29 protein-coding genes are annotated in these 24,932 nt (G+C 63.8%); 14 read left to right on the top strand and 15 right to left on the bottom strand.

The genetic code is table 11. The features are described from left to right. Positions 1 to 37: 37 nt before the first annotated feature. Both SPBM01_RS00660 and SPBM01_RS00655 read left to right on the top strand, forming a co-directional pair. Entirely contained in the window at positions 38 to 229 is a 192-nt protein-coding gene (locus SPBM01_RS00660) for a hypothetical protein (protein WP_188065490.1), read from the top strand. A gap of 83 nt (positions 230 to 312) precedes the next feature. Then, entirely contained in the window at positions 313 to 660 is a 348-nt protein-coding gene (locus tag SPBM01_RS00655) for a hypothetical protein (RefSeq protein WP_188063544.1), read from the top strand. Positions 661 to 663: 3 nt separating this feature from the next. On the opposite strand, the gene SPBM01_RS00650 is transcribed toward SPBM01_RS00655, so the two are convergent. Continuing rightward, complete coding sequence (locus tag SPBM01_RS00650) at positions 664 to 1,542, bottom strand: neutral zinc metallopeptidase (RefSeq protein WP_188063543.1); 879 nt, start codon at positions 1,540 to 1,542, stop codon at positions 664 to 666. Between the two features lie 147 nt (positions 1,543 to 1,689). On the opposite strand from SPBM01_RS00650, the gene SPBM01_RS00645 reads away from it, so the two are divergent. Together SPBM01_RS00645 and SPBM01_RS00640 are read left to right on the top strand one after the other, a co-directional pair. Continuing rightward, positions 1,690 to 2,883: a DUF3734 domain-containing protein gene (locus tag SPBM01_RS00645; RefSeq protein WP_188063542.1), complete on the top strand. Its 1,194-nt coding sequence runs from the start codon at positions 1,690 to 1,692 to the stop codon at positions 2,881 to 2,883. After that, positions 2,880 to 3,671 (top strand): 3-hydroxybutyrate dehydrogenase, encoded by a 792-nt coding sequence (locus tag SPBM01_RS00640; RefSeq protein ID WP_188063541.1) that lies wholly within the window; start codon positions 2,880 to 2,882, stop codon positions 3,669 to 3,671. Before SPBM01_RS00645 ends, SPBM01_RS00640 begins: the two co-directional genes overlap by 4 nt. A gap of 18 nt (positions 3,672 to 3,689) precedes the next feature. Here SPBM01_RS00640 and SPBM01_RS00635 read toward each other — a convergent pair whose 3' ends face one another. The 3 genes from SPBM01_RS00635 to SPBM01_RS00630 are packed head-to-tail and all read right to left on the bottom strand — an operon-like array spanning position 3,690 to position 4,374. Continuing rightward, a complete protein-coding gene (locus SPBM01_RS00635) occupies positions 3,690 to 3,959 on the bottom strand; it encodes a hypothetical protein (RefSeq protein WP_262504291.1) in 270 nt (89 codons plus the stop codon). Between the two features lie 2 nt (positions 3,960 to 3,961). Next, positions 3,962 to 4,090 carry a hypothetical protein gene (locus SPBM01_RS21810; protein WP_262504290.1) on the bottom strand — a complete coding sequence of 43 codons (129 nt, stop codon included), beginning with the start codon at positions 4,088 to 4,090 and terminating at the stop codon, positions 3,962 to 3,964. Between the two features lie 32 nt (positions 4,091 to 4,122). Next, entirely contained in the window at positions 4,123 to 4,374 is a 252-nt protein-coding gene (locus tag SPBM01_RS00630) for a hypothetical protein (protein WP_262504289.1), read from the bottom strand. 291 nt (positions 4,375 to 4,665) lie between these two features. On the opposite strand from SPBM01_RS00630, the gene SPBM01_RS00625 reads away from it, so the two are divergent. Further along, positions 4,666 to 6,021 carry an amidohydrolase gene (locus SPBM01_RS00625; protein WP_188063539.1) on the top strand — a complete coding sequence of 452 codons (1,356 nt, stop codon included), beginning with the start codon at positions 4,666 to 4,668 and terminating at the stop codon, positions 6,019 to 6,021. Positions 6,022 to 6,043: 22 nt separating this feature from the next. Here SPBM01_RS00625 and SPBM01_RS00620 read toward each other — a convergent pair whose 3' ends face one another. The 5 genes from SPBM01_RS00620 to SPBM01_RS00600 form a co-directional block, all read right to left on the bottom strand. Continuing rightward, positions 6,044 to 7,033, bottom strand: coding sequence for a nucleotidyltransferase family protein (locus tag SPBM01_RS00620; protein WP_188063538.1), 990 nt, complete (start codon positions 7,031 to 7,033; stop codon positions 6,044 to 6,046). Continuing rightward, the gene (locus SPBM01_RS00615; protein ID WP_188063537.1) at positions 7,030 to 7,893 is read right to left on the bottom strand and encodes an HprK-related kinase A; all 864 of its coding nucleotides are present in this window, start codon (positions 7,891 to 7,893) and stop codon (positions 7,030 to 7,032) included. Before SPBM01_RS00615 ends, SPBM01_RS00620 begins: the two co-directional genes overlap by 4 nt. Beyond that, on the bottom strand, positions 7,890 to 8,177 hold the full coding sequence (locus tag SPBM01_RS00610; protein WP_188063536.1) for an HPr-rel-A system PqqD family peptide chaperone: 288 nt from the start codon (positions 8,175 to 8,177) through the stop codon (positions 7,890 to 7,892). Before SPBM01_RS00610 ends, SPBM01_RS00615 begins: the two co-directional genes overlap by 4 nt. 62 nt (positions 8,178 to 8,239) lie before the next feature. After that, positions 8,240 to 9,400 carry a glycosyltransferase gene (locus SPBM01_RS00605; RefSeq protein WP_188063535.1) on the bottom strand — a complete coding sequence of 387 codons (1,161 nt, stop codon included), beginning with the start codon at positions 9,398 to 9,400 and terminating at the stop codon, positions 8,240 to 8,242. Positions 9,401 to 9,521: 121 nt separating this feature from the next. After that, entirely contained in the window at positions 9,522 to 9,962 is a 441-nt protein-coding gene (locus SPBM01_RS00600; protein ID WP_188063534.1) for a hypothetical protein, read from the bottom strand. Between the two features lie 100 nt (positions 9,963 to 10,062). Here SPBM01_RS00600 and SPBM01_RS00595 point away from each other — a divergent pair, with 100 nt between their 5' ends. The 7 genes from SPBM01_RS00595 to phoB all read left to right on the top strand — a co-directional run bounded on the left by SPBM01_RS00595 (position 10,063) and on the right by phoB (position 17,409). After that, positions 10,063 to 11,316, top strand: a complete 1,254-nt coding sequence (locus SPBM01_RS00595) for an ATP-binding protein (RefSeq protein ID WP_188065489.1) — start codon at positions 10,063 to 10,065, stop codon at positions 11,314 to 11,316. Positions 11,317 to 11,483: 167 nt separating this feature from the next. Then, positions 11,484 to 12,539: a substrate-binding domain-containing protein gene (locus tag SPBM01_RS00590; RefSeq protein WP_188063533.1), complete on the top strand. Its 1,056-nt coding sequence runs from the start codon at positions 11,484 to 11,486 to the stop codon at positions 12,537 to 12,539. 7 nt (positions 12,540 to 12,546) lie between these two features. Beyond that, positions 12,547 to 13,941 (top strand): phosphate ABC transporter permease subunit PstC, encoded by a 1,395-nt coding sequence (pstC, locus tag SPBM01_RS00585; protein WP_188063532.1) that lies wholly within the window; start codon positions 12,547 to 12,549, stop codon positions 13,939 to 13,941. Then, positions 13,938 to 15,197 carry a phosphate ABC transporter permease PstA gene (gene pstA, locus SPBM01_RS00580; protein WP_188063531.1) on the top strand — a complete coding sequence of 420 codons (1,260 nt, stop codon included), beginning with the start codon at positions 13,938 to 13,940 and terminating at the stop codon, positions 15,195 to 15,197. Before pstC ends, pstA begins: the two co-directional genes overlap by 4 nt. Positions 15,198 to 15,202: 5 nt before the next feature. Next, positions 15,203 to 15,991, top strand: coding sequence for a phosphate ABC transporter ATP-binding protein PstB (pstB, locus tag SPBM01_RS00575; protein WP_188063530.1), 789 nt, complete (start codon positions 15,203 to 15,205; stop codon positions 15,989 to 15,991). Between the two features lie 17 nt (positions 15,992 to 16,008). Beyond that, positions 16,009 to 16,704 (top strand): phosphate signaling complex protein PhoU, encoded by a 696-nt coding sequence (gene phoU, locus SPBM01_RS00570; RefSeq protein ID WP_188063529.1) that lies wholly within the window; start codon positions 16,009 to 16,011, stop codon positions 16,702 to 16,704. 3 nt (positions 16,705 to 16,707) lie between these two features. Further along, positions 16,708 to 17,409: a phosphate regulon transcriptional regulator PhoB gene (gene phoB, locus SPBM01_RS00565; protein WP_188063528.1), complete on the top strand. Its 702-nt coding sequence runs from the start codon at positions 16,708 to 16,710 to the stop codon at positions 17,407 to 17,409. A 105-nt stretch (positions 17,410 to 17,514) separates the two neighbouring features. Here phoB and SPBM01_RS00560 read toward each other — a convergent pair whose 3' ends face one another. From SPBM01_RS00560 to SPBM01_RS00540, 5 genes are all read right to left on the bottom strand, one after another. Further along, positions 17,515 to 18,204 (bottom strand): aspartate/glutamate racemase family protein, encoded by a 690-nt coding sequence (locus SPBM01_RS00560; protein ID WP_188065488.1) that lies wholly within the window; start codon positions 18,202 to 18,204, stop codon positions 17,515 to 17,517. Positions 18,205 to 18,321: 117 nt separating this feature from the next. Further along, complete coding sequence (locus SPBM01_RS00555) at positions 18,322 to 19,755, bottom strand: NAD(P)(+) transhydrogenase (Re/Si-specific) subunit beta (protein ID WP_188063527.1); 1,434 nt, start codon at positions 19,753 to 19,755, stop codon at positions 18,322 to 18,324. Further along, the gene (locus SPBM01_RS00550) at positions 19,755 to 20,039 is read right to left on the bottom strand and encodes a proton-translocating transhydrogenase family protein (protein WP_006950157.1); all 285 of its coding nucleotides are present in this window, start codon (positions 20,037 to 20,039) and stop codon (positions 19,755 to 19,757) included. Before SPBM01_RS00550 ends, SPBM01_RS00555 begins: the two co-directional genes overlap by 1 nt. A gap of 86 nt (positions 20,040 to 20,125) precedes the next feature. Then, positions 20,126 to 21,247 (bottom strand): NAD(P) transhydrogenase subunit alpha, encoded by a 1,122-nt coding sequence (locus tag SPBM01_RS00545; protein WP_188063526.1) that lies wholly within the window; start codon positions 21,245 to 21,247, stop codon positions 20,126 to 20,128. A 34-nt stretch (positions 21,248 to 21,281) separates the two neighbouring features. Next, complete coding sequence (locus SPBM01_RS00540) at positions 21,282 to 21,407, bottom strand: aa3-type cytochrome c oxidase subunit IV (RefSeq protein WP_188063525.1); 126 nt, start codon at positions 21,405 to 21,407, stop codon at positions 21,282 to 21,284. Between the two features lie 166 nt (positions 21,408 to 21,573). Here SPBM01_RS00540 and SPBM01_RS00535 point away from each other — a divergent pair, with 166 nt between their 5' ends. Both SPBM01_RS00535 and SPBM01_RS00530 read left to right on the top strand, forming a co-directional pair. Continuing rightward, complete coding sequence (locus tag SPBM01_RS00535) at positions 21,574 to 23,022, top strand: sigma-54-dependent transcriptional regulator (protein WP_188063524.1); 1,449 nt, start codon at positions 21,574 to 21,576, stop codon at positions 23,020 to 23,022. Between the two features lie 94 nt (positions 23,023 to 23,116). Continuing rightward, complete coding sequence (locus SPBM01_RS00530) at positions 23,117 to 23,737, top strand: hypothetical protein (protein ID WP_188063523.1); 621 nt, start codon at positions 23,117 to 23,119, stop codon at positions 23,735 to 23,737. On the opposite strand, the gene folP is transcribed toward SPBM01_RS00530, so the two are convergent. Then, the gene (gene folP / locus SPBM01_RS00525) at positions 23,734 to 24,855 is read right to left on the bottom strand and encodes a dihydropteroate synthase (RefSeq protein ID WP_188063522.1); all 1,122 of its coding nucleotides are present in this window, start codon (positions 24,853 to 24,855) and stop codon (positions 23,734 to 23,736) included. The genes SPBM01_RS00530 and folP overlap by 4 nt on opposite strands. Positions 24,856 to 24,932 lie beyond the last annotated feature (77 nt).

Genomic DNA, 24,932 nt, shown 5'->3' with positions numbered 1-24,932 from the left:
CCAGAAACTTTTGTCCACCATGACCGTTCAATACTATATGGACATGCAGCGTAAATCTTTCAGCCGATCGGCACCGGGACAGGATGGCAATGCCGCCCGTTTCGTGACCGTCGGCCTGCCTTTACCCTATGAGGGTGTGGGCAATGCGCTGCGTTCCACTTTTGCGCCCCCGCGCGAGAGCGTGCCGGACGATATGATGGCGTTGCTGGGCAAGCTGGACGGCCATTGATAGCGGCTTGGGTTCGATGGAGGATTTTCTTTACCCATATCGGGTAGAGTTTGGCCAAACCGTCGCCAAGAAGAAGCTCGCTCATGCTCTATCGCAATTTCGCCATCGCCACTTTGCTCGCCGCGCCCATCATTGTCATGGCCACGCAGACTGTGCTGCCCAGTGCGCCGCAACCTGTGGTGCAGGATGCGCAGAACGTGATAGCCGATGTGCCACCGCCCCCTGTGCCGGTGCCTGTCGCCCCCCCGGTCGCGCCACCCGGCGCACCGGCGATGGCCGCTGCCCCGACCTTTGGCCAACCGATGGCGGAGGCTGGCCAGCCGATGCTCAGCCCCGGCGCTGGCCTGCCACAACAGGCCGCACCGACAGTCTCCGGCAGCATGGCCTTTTCCCCCGGCAGCGCGCCGCCGGGGTCACCCAACGCGGAATAAGCGTTATAAAACGCCCCTGAACGTGTCGCACTGCGCTGGGTCGCCGCTGGACAGACCCTTTTGCAGCCACTCCATCCGCTGTGCGCTGCTGCCATGGGTGAAGCTTTCGGGAACCGGGCGACGGCCTGCTGCCTTTTGCAGCGTATCGTCGCCAATCGCCTGCGCCGCGCCCATGCCTTCTTCCAGGTCGCCTGCTTCCATCAAATTGGTGTCGCGCGCGGCCCATACCCCGGCGTAGCAATCCGCCTGCAACTCCATCTTCACCTGTAACGCATTGCCTTCCGCCTCGCTCGCGCGGCGCTGCGCCTGACGCACCTTGTCCGACGTGCCGGTGATGGTCTGGATATGGTGGCCGACTTCATGCGCGATGATATAGCCGATCGGGAAATCGCCCGGCGCATTGAAGCGCTGTTCCATTTCGGTGAAGAAATCGGTGTCGATATAAATGCGCTGATCGGCCGGGCAATAAAATGGTCCCATCGCCGATTGCGCCGCGCCGCAGCCCGACTGGCCATTCTGGCTGTAGAATACCAGCGTGGGCGGCGGATATTGCTGGCCCTGCGCCTTGAAGATGTCGGCCCAGCGCCGCTCGGTCGATCCCAGCACCTGCAACGACGTGCGCTGAATGGCGGTCAGTTCGGTGGTTGCGGGGCGTTCGGTCTGGACCTGCTGTCCACCACCACCACCGCCGATCAGGCTCAAGGGGTTCATGCCCATCACCACCATGATGACCAGCACGACGGCGATACCGCCACAGCCAAATTTGCTGCCGATCAGCGGCAACAACATGCCAAGGCCACCGCCAAGGCCGCCGCCTCCGCCGCCACCCCGGCCATCCTGAACCTCGAAATGGCTGCTTTCCTGTTCGTCGTCGAGCCGCATCGCGTCCTCCCTCTGCTGAACCCGTGCCTACGCGATTCGATTGCCGCATGGAACCGTCCCGGCCGCCATATGGTTGCGATAGCAGCGATATTTATCCACCGATATTGCGTTGGATTGCGATCATCAAACCCTATATTGCACTGCGACATGGCCAACACCCCTCCCCCTTCCGCAGAAGCCAAGCCCCCGCGCCGCGCGCGCACGCCGCTTCCCCTGCCCCGCGAAGTCGCCTTGCTGCTTCAGGGTGGCGGCGCGCTCGGCTCCTTTCAATCGGGCGTTTACGAACGGCTGGACGAATTGGGGGTGGATGTCAGCTGGGTCGCGGGCATTTCCATCGGCGCGGTCAATGCGGCCATCATCGCGGGCAATCCGCCCCATCGCCGGATCAGCCGGCTCAAGAAATTCTGGTACACCGTGTCGGGCGGTATGCCCAATATCGTGCTGCCCGAAATCGACCATATCCGCGAGCTGGCCCATCTGGCCGCTGCCGGGACGGTCGCGACGTTCGGCGTGCCGGGCATGTTCCGTCCGCGCCTGTGGCCCGCCACGTTGATGCCCGAAGGATCGCCCGGCGCAATCAGCTTCTATGACAGCGCGCCGCTGGTCGACACGTTGAACGCCTGCGTCGACTGGGATTTGCTGAATGACGGGCCGGTGCGCCTGTCGGTCGGCGCAGTCGATGTCGAAAGCGGCAATTTCGCCTATTGGGACACGCGCGGCCCCGGCGGCAATACGCGGATCGACGCGCGTCATATCATGGCGTCCGGCGCGTTGCCGCCCGGCCTGCCCCCGGTCGAAATCGACGGGCGCTGGTATTGGGACGGCGGCATCGTGTCCAACACGCCGCTCGCCCATGTGCTGGACCACCAGACCGACGATATGCTGGTGTTTCAGGTGGACCTTTTCCCCGCCGAAGGGCCAATGCCGCGGCAGATGACCGACGTCTATTCGCGCCAGAAAGACATTCAGTTCAGCAGCCGCACCCGGCAGGTGACCGACCAGTATCTGCGCCTGCGCCGCGAACATGGTGCGATCAAGGCGCTGCTCGACAAGCTGCCGCCCGAACTGAGCGACGACGCAGAAGCGCAGCAATTGCGCGCCATGCTGGACGGTGGATCGGTCAACATCGTCCACCTGATCTACCGCAGCCGCGCATGGGAAAGCGGCGCGCGGGACTTTGAATTTTCGCGCCCGACCATCCTGGACCACTGGGCGCAGGGCCGCGACGCTGTGGAGGAAGTGATGCACAAGGGCGACCTGATCGCCCGCAACATCCTCGACGGCAAGAGCGCGACGTTCGACCTCGACGCACCCGATCATCTCAAGGAGAAAAAGGCATGAGCAAGTTTCTGGCTGGCAAGACGGCGCTCATTACCGGTTCCACTTCCGGCATCGGCCTGGCCTATGCCAAGATTCTGGCCGGGGAAGGCGCCAATGTCGTCATCAACGGCTTTGGCGACGCGGACGCGATCGAGAAGGAACGGCTCGCGCTGGAGGAAACGAGTGGCGGAAAAGCGCTCTATTGCGGCCATGACCTGACCAAGGCGGACCAGATCGAAGCGATGATGAAGGAAGCCGCCGATGCCTTTGGTGGCGTCGACATCCTCATCAACAATGCCGGCACCCAGCATGTCGCCCCGGTGGAGGAGTTTCCGGTCGACAAGTGGAACCTGATCATCGCGCTGAACCTGACCAGCGCGTTCCACACCACGCGGCTGGCCATACCCTATATGAAATCGAAGAAATGGGGCCGCATCATCCAGACCGCCAGCGCCCATTCGCTGGCCGCTTCGCCGTTCAAAAGCGCCTATGTGACCGCCAAACACGGTCTGGCCGGGTTTACCAAGACAGTTGCGCTGGAAGTGGCAACTTATGGCATCACTGCCAACTGCATATCGCCCGGCTATGTCTGGACACCGTTGGTCGAAAACCAGATTCCCGACACAATGAAGGCGCGCGGCCTGACGCGGGAGCAAGTGATCAACGACGTGCTGCTGGCCGGACAACCTACCAAGCAGTTCGTCACGGTGGATCAGGTCGCTTCCATGGCGCTATATCTGTGCAGCGATGCCGCCGCCAGCATCACGGGCGCCAACATGAGCATCGACGGAGGGTGGACGGCGCAATAAGCGCCGCCCCCACCCGTTTCAGGCGGTAGCGGGTGTCAACAACGCCAGCACCGACCGCAATCCATCCTCGCTCGCCGTCGCCAGCGGCAGCGGGCGATCGGGCAGGCCGTCATGCGTGCTGTTGAGGAACAGAATGGCCGCCTGCGCGCCCAGCGCCTCTATCGCGATGCGCGTGACGCGCCCCTGCCGCTCTGCTTCCGCAGGGGACAGGCGCACCGCATTATGCGGCACGAAGCGGCGACGCGGCCCGTTGTTTGCGGCGGGGGCCGCCTGATCTTCCTTGTCCATGCTCAACTTTTCAGCGTCACGATGCCGACCGGAGCAGGCTTTGTGGATGGGTTGGACGCATTGGCCTTGGGCGGTTTTTCCGCCTTGGGCTTGCGCGTTTCGCGGCTCGATTTCTTCTGGCTTTTGGCCATGACATTATCCCTTTAAGTGGTGGCCCGACCGCTTAATGCGCGGCGAGCAATGCAGCGGCTTCGGCTTCATCCTCGGCACGGAATTCAGCGGCGATGGCCATGTCTTCCGTCTCTACGCTACGGGTCGCGCGGCGACGCTCCGCACCGGCGGCCAGACTGGCTTCGCGGCCCCAGGCATTGGCCGCCGTCTGCGCGATCCGCCGGACATTGGGCAGGACCGACGATTCGGCGCGGGCATTGTGGATGGATTGCTGTGCTAGGCAGAATTCGGATGTCTGGGCCATGGGTTGCCTCCTTCGATAGGGAATCAGGATGGCATGGGGGTGTGCGGTGCCACCAGGGAACACCGGAAACGGCCATGTCGCAGGGGGTTCGGACGATCATGCGGTCGCGTTGCGCGACGGATCGTTCCTTTCACTCCCGATATAGGATCAAACAGGTGAAATTTCAAGGGCCGCGCAGGAGAGCGCCGAAACGGCCATTATTTTGGCCAACGATCCCGTCAACCGCGCACAGCCCCCTTTAACCCGCGCAAAATCCCCTTATGCTCCGGCCCAACAAGGGAGTTTTTTGACATGCGCCATGCGCTTTCCGTCCTGCTGGCCGCTGCCAGCTTCACGTCCACAGCCCTGGCCCAGACTGCGCCCGAAACGCCGCCCGCCGCTGCGCCTGCGCAAAGCGCAATCGGCGCGGCGATCGCCAAGGATATGGACGGATTGATGGCGCTCTATCGCGACCTGCACGCCAATCCCGAATTGTCGGAGCAGGAAGTGAATACCGCCGCCAAACTGGCCAAGCGCCTGAAAGCCATGAAATTCGACGTGACCGAAAAGGTCGGCGGCACCGGCGTCGTTGCGGTGATGAAGAACGGGTCCGGCCCTGTGCTGCTGATCCGGGCAGACATGGACGGATTGCCCGTGGTGGAACAGACCGGCCTGCCCTTCGCATCGAAAGTCCGCACCAAGACGCCCGAAGGCGTGGAAACCGGCGTCATGCACGCCTGCGGCCATGACACGCATATGACGGCCTTCATCGAAACCGCCAGGCTGCTGGCCGCGCGCAAGGACGACTGGAAAGGCACGCTGGTCATGATTCTCCAGCCCGCCGAGGAAGTGGGGCGCGGCGCGCGGTTGATGCTGGAGGATGGACTTTACACCCGCTTCCCGCGCCCGACCCATGCCATCGCCTTCCATGATGCGGCCAATCTGGAGGCGGGAGTCATCGGCTATACGCCCGGCTATGCGCTGGCCAATGTCGACAGCGTCGATGTGCTGGTGCGTGGCGTGGGCGGCCATGGTGCTTACCCGCATACGACCAAAGACCCGATCGTGCTGGGCGCGCGCATCGTCACCTCGCTCCAGACTTTGGTGAGCCGCGAGCAGGAACCGCAGGATCCCGCCGTCGTTACCGTCGGCAGCTTTCAGGGCGGGGCCAAGCATAATATCATTCCCGACGAAGCCAAGTTGCTGCTCACCATCCGCAGCTATTCCGACGAAACCCGCGCAAAACTGATCGAGGGGATCAAGCGCATCGCGCGCGGCGAAGCGATCGCGGCAGGCGTGCCGGACGACCGGATGCCGGTGGTGACGGTGAAGGATGAATTTACCCCCTCCACCTTCAACCCGCCCGAATTTGCCGAAAAAATGGCGGACGTACTGAAGGGCCATTTCCCGCAGGGCAAGGTGGTCAAGACCCCGGCCGTAATGGGCGGCGAGGATTTCAGCCGTTTCTACCGCGCGGACAAGACGATCAACAGCTTCATATTCTGGGTCGGCGGCGTTCCAGCGGACAGAATCGCGCAGGCCGCCGCCGGTCAGGCATCCCTCCCCTCGCTCCACAGCCCCTTCTGGGCGCCACAGGCCGACACGCTGATCGCCACGGCCAGCGAAGCGACGACGGTGCTGGCGCTGGATATTTTGAAGAAGGAGTGAGGGTGTTGGCATCGGCCACAGTCTATTGTGGTCGATGCCCCTTGCGCCATTTGGTCCATAAATGCCGCGCCAGCATCAGCGGCGGCATCCGCAGCCAGTGCGAGCGGACGAAGAAGGCGAACACCAGTGCCTTGCGCGTTTCGCGGCCCCAGCCATCGCGCGCCAGCAACCGCGCCCGCACCGCGCGATCCCAAAGCGTCAACCGCGCGCCCGCGCCATACAGCGACGCCGCCAGTCTGCGCGCCTGCCGCACATGCGCGGCAAGCCCATGGATCGCCACGCGACGATCCAGCGCTGCCGGGTCCGCCTCCGCCAGCAAGCCATATATGTCCCAGAGGTTGCGCAATCCGCCCTGCAAATCCCCGTCGGCCAGCATATGCGCGACTGCGTGGCAGACGCGATCCTCCGCCGACAGCATATATAAGCCGTTGCCTGCGGGTTCCGCCGCTGCGATCAGCGTCGCTGCATCGGGCCTTGGGCGCGCGGTCAGCGGCAATATCGTGTGATGCACATCGATCATCCGGTCGCGCGTCGCGTGGATCATCGGGGGGAGTTCGTGCATCCATTGGCGATAATAGGCGTCGTCATAGGGATCGGGCTTGGCCCATTCCCATCCCGCCGCGAACAAGGCCTGTTCGACTGCGTCCAGCCGGTCGCGCGGCACCAATATGTCGAGGTCGCCAATGAAGCGCCCTGCGCCCGCCTTCAGCCCCGCCGCGGCATAGGCCGTCCCCTTGAGCAGCACGACCCGCACGTCGAGCGCGCGTAACGCCTGCGCCGCCCGGTCCGCTTCCCACAAGGCCTGCCGCGCTTCCCGCGCAGCGTCCAGCCGGGCGTCGGCCAGCATTGGTTCGACCGCATCCGGCACCGGCAAACCCTCAATCTGCACGGCCAGCGTGGCGATCAGCCGCTCGGCCCGCGCCGCTGCGATCAGGCCGTTCCAGCCCGCCGCATCCAGCCCCGCAACCGACGCAGGATCGCGCAGCGCGCGCACCAGCAGCGCCGCGCTCACGCCATTTCCTCCCAAAGCCGCTCTACCATGGCGATGGCATCGTCCCCGGTCGGAAAGTCGATCGCGCGCGCGGGGACGCCACGCACAAATCGGGTCAGCGCGGTAAAGCCGGCCTCCCCCAGCGCGACATAGTTGGTCGATGCCTGCGTCAACCGCATGAAGATTTCCGCCTGCCCCACTGGCCGCACATCACGATCATGGCCAAAACGCGGGAACAGCAACAAGGCGGGCATCCCGCCTTCGTCCATTCGTGCGACCGCGTCGGCGCGCGGCACCATGTGGCGAATATCGCCCTTGGCGGTGGCGGCCAGCAACGGTCCCATCCGCCCTTCGCCCACCTGCCCCGACACCACGTCGATAGCCCGGTTCTTCAAGCTGACGAGGCGCGGAAACGGCATGATCGCGCCTGTTGCCATGTCCAGCAGCGCAAATTCATCGCCCATCAATCGCCAGCCGCGCTCGCCCAGCAGCGCTGCCAGCGTGGATTTGCCCGAACCCGATTCGCCGGTCATCACCAGCACCCGCCCGTCCTTCTCCACGCTCGACGCATGGAGCAGCAGGTGCCGCCGCCAGCCCAGCGCCATTTGCAGGTTCATACCCATTTCCGCTGCCAGCAGGCCGTGCGACAGGCGCATGGGTGCCGCGTCGGCCAACCCATGGTCGCCGGTGATGAAAATGGATGGCCTGACCCATTGGCGGATCGCACTGGTCGGCTGCAACCGCACGGTGAAGTCGGCGATGGCGCCCGCCGCGTCGGGATAGACCGCATATAGCCGCGAAAGCTGGTCGATCGGCCCGCGCCATGCAGACCCGATGCGAAAGGTCGCAGGGCCGATGCGCAGGGTCAGTTCATGCCTCATGCCGCGCGCACCAGCCCCAGCGCCACCAGCGCATCGAGATGATCGCCAATCTGCGCCAGTGCGTCCTGCGCCGGACCCAGATCATAATCCTGCGCCAGCCGATCGCACATATCGCGCGCGCAAACGGGTGCGCCATCGGCCATGCGACCCAAGATCTCCGGCACCGGACTGATCACCATATGGGTCTGGCCGGACCGAATATGGTAGAGCAGGACGATGTCGTCGAGCGGGCAGGACAGGACGGCATCCCCCGTATCCACCCGATAATATTGCGTTGCTTCCATATGGTCGGCACCCTGTTGCACCCCGCCCTCTAGGGCGCAGGCGTAGCCAAGTGCCTAACGCATCAGCGAAAGGCTGGCGATGCCGTTGGATGAATTTCCGATCGTCCTGCCAGCGCGGCGAAACTGCGGCAATAGAGGTCGAGCGCGCGATCGACGCAGTGGTCGCGGACGGCGCTGGCCATCAGCGCGGGCGACGCAGGGTGGGACAGCGCCCGATCGATCGCGCGGGCAAAGGCATCGACATCACCGACCGGCACTACGGGATGCTGCCCGGCATCGGCCAGCAGTGGGCGGATATTGGGCGTGCTGTCGGTCGCGACCACGCCAGCCCCGCAGGCCAGCGCCTCGATCAGGGTCGCGCACAACCCCTCCCACCGCGAAGGTTGAAGCAGCAGGTCCGACTGCCCCATCAGCGCCGCCAGATCGTCGGGATCGCCGACATAGCCGGCAAAAGTCACCCGGTCGGTCAGCCCCAACGACCGGCACCGCGCCTGCAAATCGGCCAGCAACGGTCCCTGCCCCGCAATCGTCAGCCGCCAGTTCATGTGCGGCAATCGTGCCAGCGCATCGAGCGCCAATGCCTGATCCTTCTGCGGCGCCAGCCGCCCGACCATCAGCAGTTGGAACGGCGCAGCGGGATCGCGCGGCATCCGGTCGGCCCGCGCCTGCTCCATCGCAACGGTTACCGTGGGCCGGGGCAACAGCCGGATCGCACCACTATTCGCCAGCAACATGCGATCATGATCGCCCATCACGATGGTCATGGCGCACAGTCGGGCAATGGCGCGGAACCGCCGCAATCGCGCCCATGCGCCGATTCCTGCCTGTCCGGGGCGTATGATCGGATTGGAAATCCGCGCCACCGCCTGCGTCGCACTACCCAGTGCGGCGAGCGCGACCAGCATATTGCTCTGATTGCCCGCCGAATAGAGAATATCAGGCCGATAGCGGCGCACCATGGCGGCCAGCGCAGGAAACTGGGCGATCATTGCCAGGCGTCGCTTACCCTGTGGCGCAGGCACCCGGCGCACCGTCAGCGCCGGGTCGATCAGATGCGCGGTCGGGCCGTCCGTGCGCGCCATCCACAATTCCACTGGCACGCCGCGCCGCAACAGATGGTTGGCCAGCAGAATTGCGACCCGGTCCAGCCCGCCATCGCCCGGCTCGTACAGATAGACCGCGACCGAAAATGCGCGGGTCGCGGGTCGGCGTGACTGGAACATGCGATGCCCTTGCGTGATAATCGAACCTTTGCGGGTTCGACGGCATCAACGCGGACATTCCGTATCTGTTCAAGTCGTTACGGGTGTGACACCCGGCCAGTCGTCGTGAAAAACCAGCGCCTCAGCGCGGCATTTGCAGCGAAGCGAAGCAGGTGAAGCCACTCGTCCCCGATTGCAGGCGGCGGATGTAATTCAGATAGGCCTGATTCTGGTCATAGCTGGTGCCGGGCAGCGGACGACCGCGCAGCGCCTGTTTCACCTGTTCGCCCGTGAAGGGGCGTCCTGTGCCGGCAAAGGCACCCGGCGTTCCAGCAGGCACCACCTGACCATTGGGCGCGATCATATTGCCCGCCCGTCCCTGATCCGGCACGGGGATGGTGCAGTTCAGCACCGACGCCGCCGTATTCGCCAGCGCCGGGCGGATCGACACGATCGCGGAGGCGGCAGCAGCGCCGCCCATCAACAATTGCCGACGCGACGCGACACCGGACTTCGGCGCATCGGCCGCTATTCCCGTTTCGCGCTGCTCCGCGCCGTTCTGTTCGCCGATAGGCTCGATCATATTCGTCCTGATCCGTTATCGCGCTTGCCAAAGCGTAAAGATTGCAGGCTATTGGGCAAGGTCATTGCAGCAAATGCCTGACAAATCCAGCGCGGTAACCATGAATCGACTGACCACTTCCCAAATCACCGCTTCGCTTGCGATGCTGTTGCTCGGCACCGGCGCCGCGCTGTTGCTGGGCGCTTCGGCGCTGGCCATCGCCCTGCCGGTGCTGGCGGGAATCGCCGTGCTGCTGATCTGCGCGCAGGGTTATGTCCCGGCGGCAAACCCGCAGCCTGTTACCTTGGAACAGCCCGATCTGGTTGACCTGCCCGATTTCCCCGACCTGCTGGAAGCCATTTCCGATCCGCTGATGCTGGTCGACCGGGGTCGCATCCTGCGCGCGAACCGCGCGGCGCAGCGACTGTTAGGCGCGCATATAGAGGGAGAGGATGCGCGCATCGCCATTCGCCACCCGGCCGCTGCCGAACGCCTGTCGCATGTCGGGCCGATGGCGGACCAGGCGATGATCGAACTGGTCGGCCTTGGCACCCGCGACCAGCGCTGGCAGATGCGGATCGCGCCCTTTGGCGATGCGGCGCAGGCGCGGCGGCTGGTTCATCTGGTCGACCGCAGCGGCGCTTATGCCGCCGAACGGATGCGGGTCGATTTCGTCGCCAATGCCAGCCACGAACTGCGCACGCCGCTGGCCGGGATATTGGGCTTCATCGAAACGCTGGCCGACCCCGAATTGGGCAAGGACGATGAAACCCGCCAGCGCTTCCTGAAAATCATGGATGGCGAAGCGCGGCGGATGCAGCGGTTGATCGACGATCTCATATCCCTGAGCCGGATCGAGGCGGAGAAATATCGCGCGCCCGACAGCGCGGTGAACCTGTCCGAACTGGTTGCCGAAGTCGTCGGCATATTCCGCTCCAGCCATGGGGATCGCGGTCGCGACGTCGAGATGGACATAGCCCCCTCGCTCGCCAATGTGCAGGGCGACCGGGCGCAATTGTCGCAGCTGCTGCACAACCTGATCGGCAATGCAGTCAAATATGGCCGCCCCGGCACGCCGATTCGCGTCACGCTGAACGAAGGGCCAAGCGCCATGGCGCGGCTGGCGGTCGCGGATGAGGGCGAAGGGATAGGCCCGGACCATCTGCCCCGCCTGACCGAACGCTTCTACCGCGTCGATTCGGGACGTAGCCGGGCGATGGGTGGCACGGGCCTGGGCCTTGCCATCGTCAAACATATTGTCGAGCGGCATCGCGGGCGGTTCGACATTGCCAGCACGCTGGGCAAGGGCACGACCATCACCGTCCTGTTGCCGCCCGCCGAGCCGGAAGAAGCGACGGGCAAGGCACGCGCCTGAACCATCGACGGTCTGCAATGAATTTCCGCGCTTTTCCGCCTTTCATAGCCACTGTCATCAAAATGAAACCTTACTGTCACAAATGCGCGACGAAGCGTAGTTAGGGCGCATCCTCACAAGGGGGGCGGCGACCTGCGAATCGCAGCCATATTGTTCTGGAGGTTCCCGTGAAGCATTTCGCCCTGTTTACAGCGTCGGCCATCGCCGCGCTTGCACTCGCCGGTTGCGGCGAACAATCCGGCGGCGGCGCGGGCCAGACCCGTGACCAGATCCGCGCGGTCGGCTCCTCCACCGTATATCCCTTCGCCACGGCGGTCGCCGAACTGTTCGTGCAGGGCAATGCCGGCATGAAATCGCCGATCGTCGAATCCACCGGCACCGGCGGCGGCATGAAGCTGTTCTGCGCGGGCGTCGGTGCGCAACATCCCGACATCGCCAATGCGTCGCGCCGCATGAAGAAGTCCGAATTTGAGGATTGCGCCAAGAATGGCGTCAAGGACATCATCGAAGTGCAGATCGGCGTCGATGGCCTGGCCTTTGCCGAAGCCAAGAACGGCCCCGGTTACAAGCTGACCCCCAAGATCGTCTATGAAGCGCTGGCCGCCAATCCCTATGGCAAGGGTCCGAACAAGACCCAGACCTGGAAGGATGTGGACCCCAGCCTGCCCGCCATCGCCATTTCCGTGTTCGGTCCGCCCTCCACCAGCGGCACGCGCGATTCGCTCGCTGAACTGATCCTGGAAAAGGGATGCCAGTCGGACGAAGCGATGAAGGCGCTCAAGGAAAAGAATGAGGACGAATATAAGGCGACCTGCACCCGCGTCCGCGAAGACGGCAAATATGTCGACTCCGGTGAAAACGACAATCTGATCGTGCAGAAGCTGGGTGCCAATCCCAACGCGGTCGGCATTTTCGGCTACAGCTTCCTTGAAGAGAATAAGGACAGCCTGAAGGACGTGCCGATCAATGGCATTCAGGCGACCTATGAAACCGTATCGACCGGCCAATATCCCGGCGCGCGGCCACTCTACATCTACGCCAAGAAAGCGCATATGACGGCGATCCCCGGCCTTCAGGGTTTCCTGAACGCCTTTGCCGCCAACTGGAACCCCGATGGCGCGCTGACGAAGCGCGGCATGGTCGCGGCACCCGACGCCGTGCGCAAGGCGAGCGCGGAAACGGTCAAGGCGCTCAGCGTCCTCGACGGTTCGCAGCTGAAGTAAGGCTGACATGACTGGTCCCGCAATTCTCCTGCTGCTGGCGGGCCTGGGCGCGATCGCCTGGGTCAGCGCCCGCGCCCGCGCGATGCGTTTGCAGAGCGTGGCGCGGGAAACCGGGCGGCGCGATGCCGTCCACTCGCTGCCCGGCTATCATGGCTGGTATGTGGCGTTGTGGACGGTGCTGCCCGCTGCGATCTTCCTGGTCGTCTGGGCGCAGGTGTCGCCCGGTCTGGTGACGCAATCCGTGCTGGCCGATCCGGCGGCACAGAGCCTGCCGATGGATGATTTTTCCCGGTCGGCCGTGCTGGGCGAAGCCCGCGCGATTGCCAGCGGGGCGCAGTCAGGCGCATTCAACCCGTTGTCGCAGGGACTTGTCGAACCCTATCGCGCCGCCATCGGCAAATATGGCGTGGCGGGTGCCGTGCTGGCGCTGGTGCTGGCTTTTGCCGGCGGCGCTTATGCCTTCACCCGCGTCCGTCCCGACTTTCGGGCGCGCACGCGGGTCGAACGGTTGGTGATGGGGACGTTGCTCGGCGCATCGCTGCTCGCCATCGTGACCACGGTGGGCATCGTCTCCTCGCTATTGTGGGAAAGTTTCCGCTTCTTTTCGATGGTCAACCCCATCGACTTCCTGTTCGGCACCAAATGGTCGCCGCAATCGGCGGCCATGGGCTATGGCAATGAAGATGCGTTCGGTGCTGTGCCTTTATTCTGGGGCACCATCTTCATCGGCGCGATCATCGCCATGGTGGTCGCCATTCCGCTGGGCCTGATGAGCGCCATCTACCTTACCCAATATGCCCGGCCCACCGTGCGCAAATGGATGAAACCGACGCTGGAGATGCTCGCGGGCGTGCCGACGGTCGTCTATGGCTATTTCGCGGCGCTGACCATTGCTCCTGCCCTGCGCGATTTCGCGGTGTTCATCGGCATTTCGGGGGCATCCTCCGAAAGCGCACTGGCCGCTGGCCTTGTCATGGGCGTGATGATCATTCCCTTCGTTTCGTCCATGGCCGACGACAGCATCGCCGCCGTGCCGCAGTCGATGCGCGACGGCAGCCTGGCAATGGGTGCGACCACCAGCGAAACGATCAAGCGCGTACTGATCCCTGCGGCGCTTCCCGGCGTGGTCGGCGGCGTGTTGCTGGCGGTCAGCCGGGCGATCGGTGAGACGATGATCGTGGTCATGGCCGCTGGCCTGTCCGCCAATTTGACGCTCAATCCCTTTGCCAGCGTGACGACCGTGACGACCCAGATCGTCCAGTTGCTGACCGGCGATCAGGAGTTCGACAGCGCCAAGACGCTGGCCGCATTCGCGCTGGGCCTCGTCCTGTTCATCGTCACTCTGCTGCTCAACATCGTGGCCCTGCGGGTCGTGAAGAAATATCGCGAGGCTTACGAATGACCGCGACGCAAACTGCCCCAAAAAGGCTGCCTACAGACTGGAATTCGGACGCGATGCGCAAGCGGATCGCCGCGCGCTATGCGTCCGAACGCCGCTTCAAATTTGCGGGCCTGTTTGCCGTAGCCCTTTCCGCTGCGTTCCTCGCCTTCCTGCTGTTCACGATGATGGGCAATGGCCTGCGCGGCTTTACCCGCACCGAAATCGCGCTCAAGATCGACTTTCCGGCCTCGCCGCTGCTGCTCGATCCTGCCGCGATCACGGACGAAGCGCTGGCCAACGCCAACCTGCCGATGGTGACGGGCGAAGTCGCGAAAAAGGCGCTGGGCGCGGACGCCGACGCCCTGCTGTCGCCCACCGCCTGGATTGCCGTGCGCGACGCGATCAAGGCCGATCCGACGATATTGAGCCGGACCGAAACGATCGCGGTGCCTGCATCCACCACCATCGACCTGGCCGCCAAGAGCGACGCGACTCCCGAAGCCGAAGCGGCGGTCGACCGGCTGCGCAAGGCCGGGTTGCTGACCACCGGCTTCAACTGGAACTTTCTGACCGCCAGCGACGGCACGGACCCGACGCAGGTCGGCATCTGGGGCGCGTTCAAGGGGTCGTTGCTGACCATGCTGGTGACGCTGGCATTGAGCTTCCCGATCGGCGTGGCGACTGCCCTTTATCTGGAGGAATATGCCGCCAAGAACTGGATCACCGACATCATCGAAGTGTCGATCAACAATCTGGCGGCCGTTCCCTCCATCATCTTCGGCCTGCTGGGCCTGTCGATCTTCCTCAACTTCCTGCACCTGCCGCGCTCCGCCGCGCTGGTCGGCGGGTTGACGCTGGCTCTGATGACCATGCCCGTCATCGTCATCGCCGGGCGCAACGCGATCAAGTCGGTCCCGCCGTCCATCCGTGACGCCGCGCTCGGCATCGGCGCGTCGCCGGTGCAGGTGGTGTTCCACCATGTCCTGCCGCTCGCCCTGCCCGGCATCCTTACCGGGACGATAATCGGCATGGCCCGCGCGCTGGGCGAAACTGCGCCGCTGCTGATGATCGGTATGCGCGCTTTCATCGCCACGCCGCCCAGCGGCATCGTCGATCCCGCGACGGTCCTGCCGGTGCAAATCTTCCTGTGGTCGGACGAAGTCTCCAGGGGCTTTGTCGAAAAGACTTCCGCCGCGATCATCGTGCTGCTGGCCTTCCTGCTCGCGATGAACGGCCTCGCCATTTACCTGCGCAACAAGTTTGAAACACGGTGGTAATCGCCATGACCGAAGAACAGAAAAATCTGATGCCCGCCAACCCCAAGATCACCGCGCGCGACGTGAAGGTTTTCTACGGGGAAAAACAGGCGATCAAGGGCGTGTCGATAGACGTCGACATGGACAATGTCACCGCCTTCATCGGCCCGTCGGGCTGCGGCAAATCGACCTTCCTGCGCACGCTCAACCGCATGAACGACACGGTCGCGTCGGCGCGGGTCGAAGGTCTTATCACGCTGGACGGCGACGACATCTACGCCCCGTCGATGGACGTGGTGCAATTGCGCGCGCGGGTCGGCATGGTGTTTCAGAAGCCCAATCCCTTCCCCAAGTCGATCTACGAAAATATCGCCTATGGCCCGCGCATCCATGGCCTGGCCCATGCCAAGGCGGACCTGGACGTGGTGGTCGAAAAATCGCTGCGCCGCGCGGGCCTGTGGGACGAAGTGAAGGACCGGCTGCACGACAGCGGCACTGCATTATCGGGTGGGCAGCAGCAGCGGCTGTGCATCGGTCGCGCGATTGCGGTCGAACCCGAAGTCATCCTGATGGACGAACCCTGTTCAGCGCTGGACCCCATCGCCACCGCCAAGATCGAGGAACTGATCCACGAACTGCGCGGCCGTTACGCCATCGTCATCGTCACCCATAATATGCAGCAGGCCGCGCGCGTTTCGCAACGCACCGCCTTCTTCCATCTGGGCGACCTGGTCGAATATGGCGTGACGTCGGACATCTTCACCAATCCGCGTCAGGAGCGGACCAAAGACTATATCACCGGTCGGTACGGCTGATCGCGGGAGAGACGGACATGGCAGAACATACGATCAAGGCGTTCGATGAGGATATCGACAGGCTGCGTGGCCTGATCGCCGAAATGGGCGGTCGCGCCGAAGCGGCAATCGAAAACGCAATGGTGGCGTTGCAACGGCAGGACAAGGTTCTGGCCGCGCAGGTCGTTGCCGACGACAAACGCATCGACGCGATTGAGGCAGAAGTCGAGAAGCTGGTGGTGCAGGTGATCGCCCTGCGCGCGCCGATGGCCAATGACCTGCGCGACGTGATCGCGGCATTGAAGATCGTCAGCGTGGTCGAACGCATCGGCGATTATGCCAAGAATATCGCCAAGCGCGTCCCGCTCATCATGGTGAACCAGCGCACGCTGGAACCTGTGTCCATGCTGCCATCGATGGGTCAGGTCGCCAGCGAAATGGTGCATGACGCGCTCAACGCCTTTGCCGCGCGCGATCCGAATCTGGCCATCGCCGTGGTGGAACGCGACACGGTGGTCGACGATTTCTACAACAGCGTGTTCCGCACGCTCGTCACCTTCATGGTCGAAAACCCCAAGACGATCAGCGAATGCGCGCACCTGCTGTTCATCGCCAAGAATATCGAGCGGATCGGCGATCAGGCGACCAACATCGCCGAAATGGTCTATTATGCCGCGACCGGCGAAACCCTGCCCGAACGCGACCGTGGCAGCACGGCAACGGCGGAGGACTGAACCATGGCTCGCGCAAAAATGCTGCTGGTCGAAGATGACGCAGCGCTCGCCGAACTGCTGATCTGGCATTTCAAGCGCGAGGATTTCGACGTCGCCCATACGGTCGATGGCGAGGAAGCGTTGCTGATGGCGCAGGAAAATGTGCCGGACATCGTCCTGCTCGACTGGATGGTGGAAAGCCTGTCGGGCATCGAAGTGTGCCGCCGCCTGCGCCGTGCCAGCGGCACCGCCAACGTGCCGATCATCATGCTGACCGCGCGCGGTGAGGAGGAAGATCGCGTTCGTGGGCTGGAAACCGGGGCGGACGATTATGTCACCAAACCCTTTTCACCCCGCGAGCTGGTCGCCCGTGTCGGCGCGGTGCTGCGCCGCGTGCGCCCGGCACTGGCAGGGGAAACGCTGACATTCGTGGACGTCGAGATGGACACAGTGGGGCATAAGGTGCGCCGCGCGGGTCAGGTGATCCCGCTTGGTCCGACAGAGTTTCGCCTGCTGCGCCATTTTCTGGAGCATCCCGGCTGGGTCTTTTCGCGCGAACGCCTGCTCGACAGCGTATGGGGGCAGGACAGCGACATCGAACTGCGCACCGTCGACGTGCATATTCGCCGGCTGCGCAAGGCAATCAATGCCGACGGCCAATATATGGACATCATCCGCACCGTGCGGTCGGCGGGCTACGCGCTGGACACTGACGGCGTCGCCTGATCGCTGTCTAAGAGTGTGCGCCGGTGCGGCAACCGAAATGCGCGCCTTCGCGCATTTTGAGACAGACTCTAAAGGCCGTGGGACCAAAATCCCACGGCCCCCGCTTCATCCCAGAATGAAGTCCACGCCCGCCTTCGCATGGATGCTGGTGCAGTCGTAGATCGGCAGCACATTGGCCTTTACGTCCACGATCAGTTCCAACTCGGTGCAGGCCAGCACAACCGCCTGCACATCCTGCTTGGCGATGTCGGTCAGTTCCGATTTCATATAGCGTTCGGATTCCCGGCTGATCTTGCCCACGGTCAGTTCGTCATAAACGATCCGGTCGATGCGATCGGCCAACTCCATGTCGGCGGGCAGCAACGACACGCCATGCGACACCAACCGCTGGCGATAGAATTTCTCGGTCATCACATTGCGCGTACCGATCAGCGCGGCTTTTTCGATGCCGTCGGCCTGCATCTTCTTGCCCACCCGCTCGGCGATGTGGAGAATGGGGATGGCAACCGCACCCTGCACCCGGTCGTACACGCGGTGCATGCTATTGGCGCAGATCAGCAGCGCGCCGGCCCCCGCGCTCTCCAGCCGCCGTGCCGCGTCGATCAACTGAGTCGCCGCGCAATCCCAGTCGTCGTCGGTAGCGCACCCGGCCACCATGGCGAAATCCAGGCTCTCGATCAACAACGGCGCACTATGCTGGCCGCCCTTGGCGCGATGCACCGCCTTGTTGATGATCTCATAATAGCGGGCAGTGGACGTCCAGCTAAGACCGCCGATCAGGCCAAGTTTGTGCATTGTCACCCCTGTTCCGTCATCCCGGCGAAAACCGGGATCTCACTTCTCGTCTGCCTGATAGCGAAAGAAAAGAGAGATTCCAGCTTTCGCTGGAATGACGGGAAAGGAAGGGCGCTGTCAGTGCGCCAGCCCCTTGACGATTTCCTCGACCATCTTCTTGGCGTCGGCCAGCAGCATCATCGTATTGTCCATATAGAATACTTCATTATCGACACCGGCATAGCCCGCACCGCCCATGGATCGTTTGACGAACAGCACCGACTTGGCATTGGCCACGTCCAGAATCGGCATCCCATAGATGGGCGACGTCTTGTCGGTCTTGGCCGCCGGGTTGGTCACATCGTTCGCGCCAATGACGAAGGCAACGTCGCACTGGCCAAACTCGCTGTTGATGTCCTCCAGTTCGAACACTTCGTCATAGGAGACATTCGCTTCGGCCAGCAGCACGTTCATATGGCCCGGCATACGCCCCGCCACGGGGTGGATCGCATATTTGACCTTCACCCCTTCCTTCTTGAGCAGGTCGCCCATCTCGCGCAGCGCGTGCTGCGCCTGGCTCACTGCCATGCCGTAACCCGGCACGATGATGACGCTGTCGGCCTGCTTCATCAGGAACGCGGCATCCTCGGCAGAGCCGCGCTTGTAGGGACGGTCGATCACCGCGCCGCCGCTGCTCGCTTCGGGTGCCGCGCCGAAGCCACCTGCGATCACGCTGATGAAGCTGCGGTTCATTGCCTTGCACATGATGTAGGACAGGATCGCGCCCGACGAACCCACCAGCGCGCCGGTGATGATCATCGCGCTGTTACCCAGCGTAAAGCCCATCGCGGCGGCGGCCCAGCCCGAATAGCTGTTCAGCATCGACACCACGACAGGCATGTCCGCCCCGCCGATCGGGATGATCAGCAGGAAACCGATGGCGAATGACAGGCCGATGACGGTCCAGAACAGCCATGGTGCCATGATCGTCGGTGCGGCCATGACATAGAACCAGCCGATCAGGCCCAGGATCGCGACCAGCGTGCCAAGGTTGATGACATGGCGGCCCGGCAGCATGATCGGCTTGCCCGACATATTGCCGTTGAGTTTGAGGAATGCGATGACAGAACCGGAGAAAGTGATCGCGCCGATCGCCACGCCCAGCCCCAGTTCGATGCGGCTGGCATTGTGGATTTCGCCGGTCACAGCGTCGAGAATCCCGAACGCGCCGGGGTTCAGATAAGCGGCAGCCCCCACCAGCACGGCGGCAAGGCCGACGAGGCTGTGGAACGCCGCGACAAGTTGCGGCATGTCCGTCATCGCGATCCGTCGCGCGATGATGAAGCCGATGCCGCCACCGATGACGATCGCGCCGATGATTTCGGGCAGGCTCACCACGTCATGGGTGTAGAGCGTGGTCCCGACGGCAATTGCCATGCCGATCATGCCCATGCGGTTGCCGCGACGGCTGGTCGCCGGGCTGGACAGCCCGCGCAGCGCCAGGATGAACAGGACGCCAGCGGCCAGATAGGCCAGGCTCACGCCCCATGGGATCTGTGCGATCTCATGCATCACTTGCGCTCCTTCTTCTTGTACATCGCCAGCATCCGCTCAGTGACCGCAAAGCCGCCGAAGATGTTGACCGATGCAAAGACGACCGCCAGCAGCCCCAGATATTTGGCCGCCGCGCTCCCCGCTTCCGCCGACGCGACCAGCGCGCCGACGATGATAACCGACGAAATGGCGTTAGTGACCGCCATCAACGGCGTGTGCAGAGCCGGGGTCACCGACCACACGACATAATAGCCGACGAAACATGCCAGCACGAAAACCGACAGGATGGAAATAAAGTCCATCGTCCTACTCCCTGTTCGTCCCCGTTTTCAGCGCAGGGACGTTGTCGCGCGTGTCGCCCCCACGGCAGCCACGCGCATCATGATGGTCAGCCCAACAGCCGCTCATTAACAACCTTGCCGCCCTGCGTCAGGCGGATGGCGTTGCCGATTTCCTCGTCCAGCACCGGCGCATTCTTTTCCTTGTCCCAGAAGGCGGACAGAAAATTGAACAGGTTGCGCGAGAAGAGGGCCGACGTGTCGGTGGCCAGCCGCGACGGCACGTTGCGATGGCCCACGATCTTGACGCCGTGGCGTATGACGACTTCGCCTGCGACTGCGCCTTCGACATTGCCGCCCTGTTCGACCGCCAGATCGACGATCACGCTGCCCGGCTTCATCGTCGCGATCTGCGCGTCGGTGATGAGGCGTGGCGCGGGACGACCCGGAATCAGCGCGGTGGTGATGACGATGTCCTGCTTGGCGATATGCGCGGACACCAGTTCGGCCTGCGCAGCCTTATATTCGTCGGACATCTCGGTGGCATAGCCGCCCGATCCTTCGCCCTCGATTCCTGCGACCTTCTCCACGAAGATCGCCTTGGCACCCAGCGATTCGATCTGTTCCTTGGTCGCGGCACGCACGTCGGTCGCGCTGACCTGCGCGCCCAGGCGGCGCGCGGTGGCGATCGCCTGCAAGCCCGCGACGCCCACGCCCATGATGAATGCCTTGGCCGCCGACACAGTGCCGGCCGCCGTCATCATCATCGGGAATGCCTTGCCATATTCGCCGGCGGCATCCAGCACCGCCTTGTAACCCGACAGGTTCGATTGCGACGACAATATGTCCATCGACTGCGCGCGGGTGATGCGCGGCATGAATTCCATCGCCAGCGCTTCATAGCCTGCGGCGGCATAGGCATCGACCCGCGCCCGCTCCCCGAAAGGATTAAGCCCGGCGGCGATCCATGCGCCCGGATTTGCCCCGGCGATGCTGGCCACATCCGGTCCCTGCACGCCAAGGATGATGTCCGCGCCCGCGACCGTCGCCGCGCGGTCAGCCACGCTTGCGCCAGCCGCGGCATAATCGGTATCGGCGACCGAAGCGGTAAGCCCCGCCCCTGCTTCTACCGAAACCTGTGCGCCCAGGCCGATGAACTTCTTGACCGTTTCAGGCGTGGCGGCAACGCGCCGTTCGCCCGCTGCCTGTTCTTTTACCACTGCTATTTTCATTATTTTTATATCCCCTCCCGTCCGTGTGTGTCGCTTAGCTGGAGATCAGCAACACCACGATGGCCGCCACTGCAACCGAAGCGATCGTGCCCCACTTCATCACGCCGATGAAGCTTTCATAGGTTTTGGCCGCGCTCTTGATATTTCCGTCCGACGCCATGTCCGGTCCCCTTGCATTGAAATATGGTCTTGCCGTTATCGCCAATCTCTTATCCATAACCGCCGCCCCCCTCAACCCGGACCCGCACAAGAAAATCTTTCGCGGTTAAGCGGCCCTTTACCTACGGGCGATAGGGTCGGCCACCTGTGGGAATTAAGGGGTGCAGATGGCGCGCGACGGCATACCGATGCTGATGCTGATCGACGACGAACCGGCGCAACGGCGGCTGGTTTCGGCGCTGGCAGCCCGTGCGGGATGGCGCACCATCTTTGCACCCGATGGGGAAACCGCGATTGCGATGCTCGGCACGCAGGACGGGATGCAGCTGGACGCGATCCTGCTGGACCAGTGGAGTCCCGATTTTGAACCATCCGGCCTGATCCGCGAGATTCGCGCGCGCCGCCCGGCGCTGCCCATATTGATCCTGACCGCGCACAATAATGTCGCCGTCGCTGTGGAAGCGATGCGCGCCGGGGCGACCGATTATCTGTCGAAACCCATCGCACCCGAACGGCTGCTCGCCGCGCTGAACGTCACCGTTGCCGAGGGCGCGGCCCATGGCGAATTGCGCCCGCTGACCGAAAAGATCACTGCCCCCCTCTCCTTTGAGGATGTGGTCGGTTCCGCGCCACAATTCCGCGCGGCACTGGCCATCGCGGCAAAGGCAGCGCGCGCCCGTGTCCCGGTGCTGGTGGAGGGCGAAAGCGGCGTCGGCAAGGATGTGATCGCCCGCGCCATTCACGCCGCCTCCCCCCGCCACAAACAAGCGATGGTCACGGTCAACTGCGGCGCTATCCCCGCCAATCTGGTCGAATCCGAACTGTTCGGGCATGAACGCGGCGCCTTTACCGGCGCGTTCGAGCGGCATGTCGGCAAATTCGCCAGCGCCGACATGGGGACGATCTTCCTCGACGAAGTCAGCGAAATGCCATTGGACGCGCAGGTCAAGCTGCTGCGGGTGTTGCAGGATGGCGAAGTGCAGCCAATCGGCGCGCGTCGCCCCGTCCATGTCGACGTCCGCGTCATCGCCGCGACCAACAAGCGGCTGATCGAGGAAATAGAGGCCGGGCGCTTTCGTGAGGATCTCTATTATCGCCTGAACGTGGTGCAGTTGACCATCCCGCCTTTGCGCGAACGGATGGGGGATATTCCCGCGCTCTGCCGCCATTTGCTCGCCCGCATCGCGACCCAGCCGGGGCTGCGTGGCCTGGGCCTGACCGACGACGCACTGGCGCTGTTGATGCAGCATGGCTGGCCGGGCAATGTGCGTCAGTTACAGAACGCCCTGTTCCGTGCCGCCGTATTGTGTGAGGGCGACGCGCTGACGCCGCAGGATTTCCCGCAGATCGCCGCGCAGATCCATACCCGCGACCCGTTAGACCGCATCGCGCCCCGCCCGCGCGCCGCCAGCCAGCCGCATCGCGACGGCGCGGGCATCACTCTGTTCGAAGGGGACGGCCATGTCCGCCAACTGGCCGAGATAGAGGCTGACGTCATTCGCCTGGCTATCGGCCATTATCGCGGGCGCATGACCGAAGTGGCCCGGCGACTGGGCATCGGCCGTTCCACCCTGTATCGCAAGCTGACCGAACTGGGCATCGACAGCGCTGCCTGAACTGGGCGGCCTGAACCGGGCTGCCTGACCCGATTGGCGCGCCCATTGCGGTTACGGCGTTGAATTATCGGCGCGCCTATGCTTTGGATCGGGGATGACACGCCCATCCCTTGCCGCCTGCCTCCCCTTCCTGCTTCTGGCCGCCTGCGGCCGGATCGAGCCGGTCGCCGAAATGCCGAGCCAGGAACAGGTGGAAGCTGCCGCCAAGGCAGCTGCCGCCAAGGCCGTGACGGACCAGCAGGCGCTCGATGCCGATGAAAATCGCGCCTACACCAATGTCGAGCGCGGCTTTTCCGTCACTTTCCCCGAAGGCTGGATGATCGACAAGGCGGGCAGCAACGCCGACGGCGCAATCTATGCCGATCCGGGCGCAGGTGCCGATGTGCGGGTGTTCTGGCAAAAGAACGACAATGACCAGACGCTGCAACAGATTGTCGAGACGGTCAGCAACGGGTCCGAAGGCGTCGATGGCGAATTTATCGGCACCAATGAATATCGCGGCACCGCCAATGACGGCGAAGGCAATAATGTCGCCATCCGCCTGTTGCGGCAGGGGGACGGGTCGATCGTGACCGCCACTTTCGTCTATCCCGAAATGCTGAGCGAACAATATCAGCCGATCGTGGACAAGACGCTGGCCAGCCTGCGCCTGTTCGCGCCCAAGGCCGACGACGCTGCCGTTCCTGCGCAGGCGGACAATGCCGCCCAGCCCTAAACCGCGCTAAGGCCCGCATCGGCCAGCCCGCGCCACAGGTGCAGCGCCTGCACGCTTTCCCGCACATCATGCACGCGCACCATCTGCGCGCCCTGCTCCGCCGCGCGGAATGCCAGCGCGACCGATCCGCCCAGCCGGTCGGCGGCAGGCGCTTCGTTCGACAAGGCACCGATCAGACGCTTGCGACTGCCCGCAAACAGCAACGGCACGCCCAGCCCCTGAAAAGTCGCCAGTCCGTTCACCAGCGCCAGATTGTCGGCCAGCCCCTTACCGAACCCCAGCCCCGGATCGACCATGATCCGCTCGCGCGCTATTCCAGAAGCGACGCAGGCGGCCACCCGCGCCTCCAGATGGTCGAACACGTCCGCGACCACATCGCTATATCCGGCAGGATTGTCATGCGGGTCGTCGCCCGACGATGGCGCGTGCATCAGGATGACCGGGCAGCCTGCTTTGGCGACCACGTCCATGCTGCGCGGATCGTGGAGCAGGGCGCTGACATCGTTGATGATTTTCGCGCCCGCCGCCAGCGCGGCTTCCATCACGGCGGCCTTGCGCGTGTCGACCGACACCGGCACGCCCGCCGCCGCCAGCCGCTCGATCACTGGCACGATCCGCGCGATTTCATCGCCTTCCCACAATTTTTCGGCGCGGGGCCGGGTCGATTCCCCGCCCACGTCGATCAATGCCGCGCCCGCCGCCGCCATCGCAAAGCCCGCATCGGCGGCCGCTTGCGGATTGCCGACATGCCTGCCGCCATCGGAAAAACTGTCGGGCGTGATGTTCAGGATCGCCATGACCTGCGGCCCGTCGAAGCGGATCGTCCGGTCGCCCAGCACCAGCGGCGGACGGGTCGCGGAAATATTGGCCGCCAATGTCCGCGCTCGTGCGGCAAGGGGTTCGGGCAGGGATGCGACCGTCGCGTCGAAATCGGCGACCGGGATGGTCGCCCGTGCCACGCGCCCGGCGCCATTCAGCGCGGTCAGTTCATAACCCTGAAACCAGATCAACCCATTGCCCATCCGCGCCACCGACCCGTCGGGCAGGCCGATGGGCGTGGGGACGAACCAGACCGGGCGCAGGTAGAGCCGGGCGTCGGCGGGGATGGTGGGCAGCATGGACTATCCTTCAGGCAGCAGGCGCGTGCGTCAATACGCGGCGTGCTCCTGCGAAGGCAGGAGCCTAGTTCCGATCT

This window comes from Sphingobium sp. KCTC 72723 (genome assembly GCF_014280435.1).
Taxonomy (GTDB): Bacteria; Pseudomonadota; Alphaproteobacteria; order Sphingomonadales; family Sphingomonadaceae; genus Sphingobium.
Note: the sequence above shows the minus strand (reverse complement) of the source record. Positions and strands in the feature narration are given on the sequence as shown.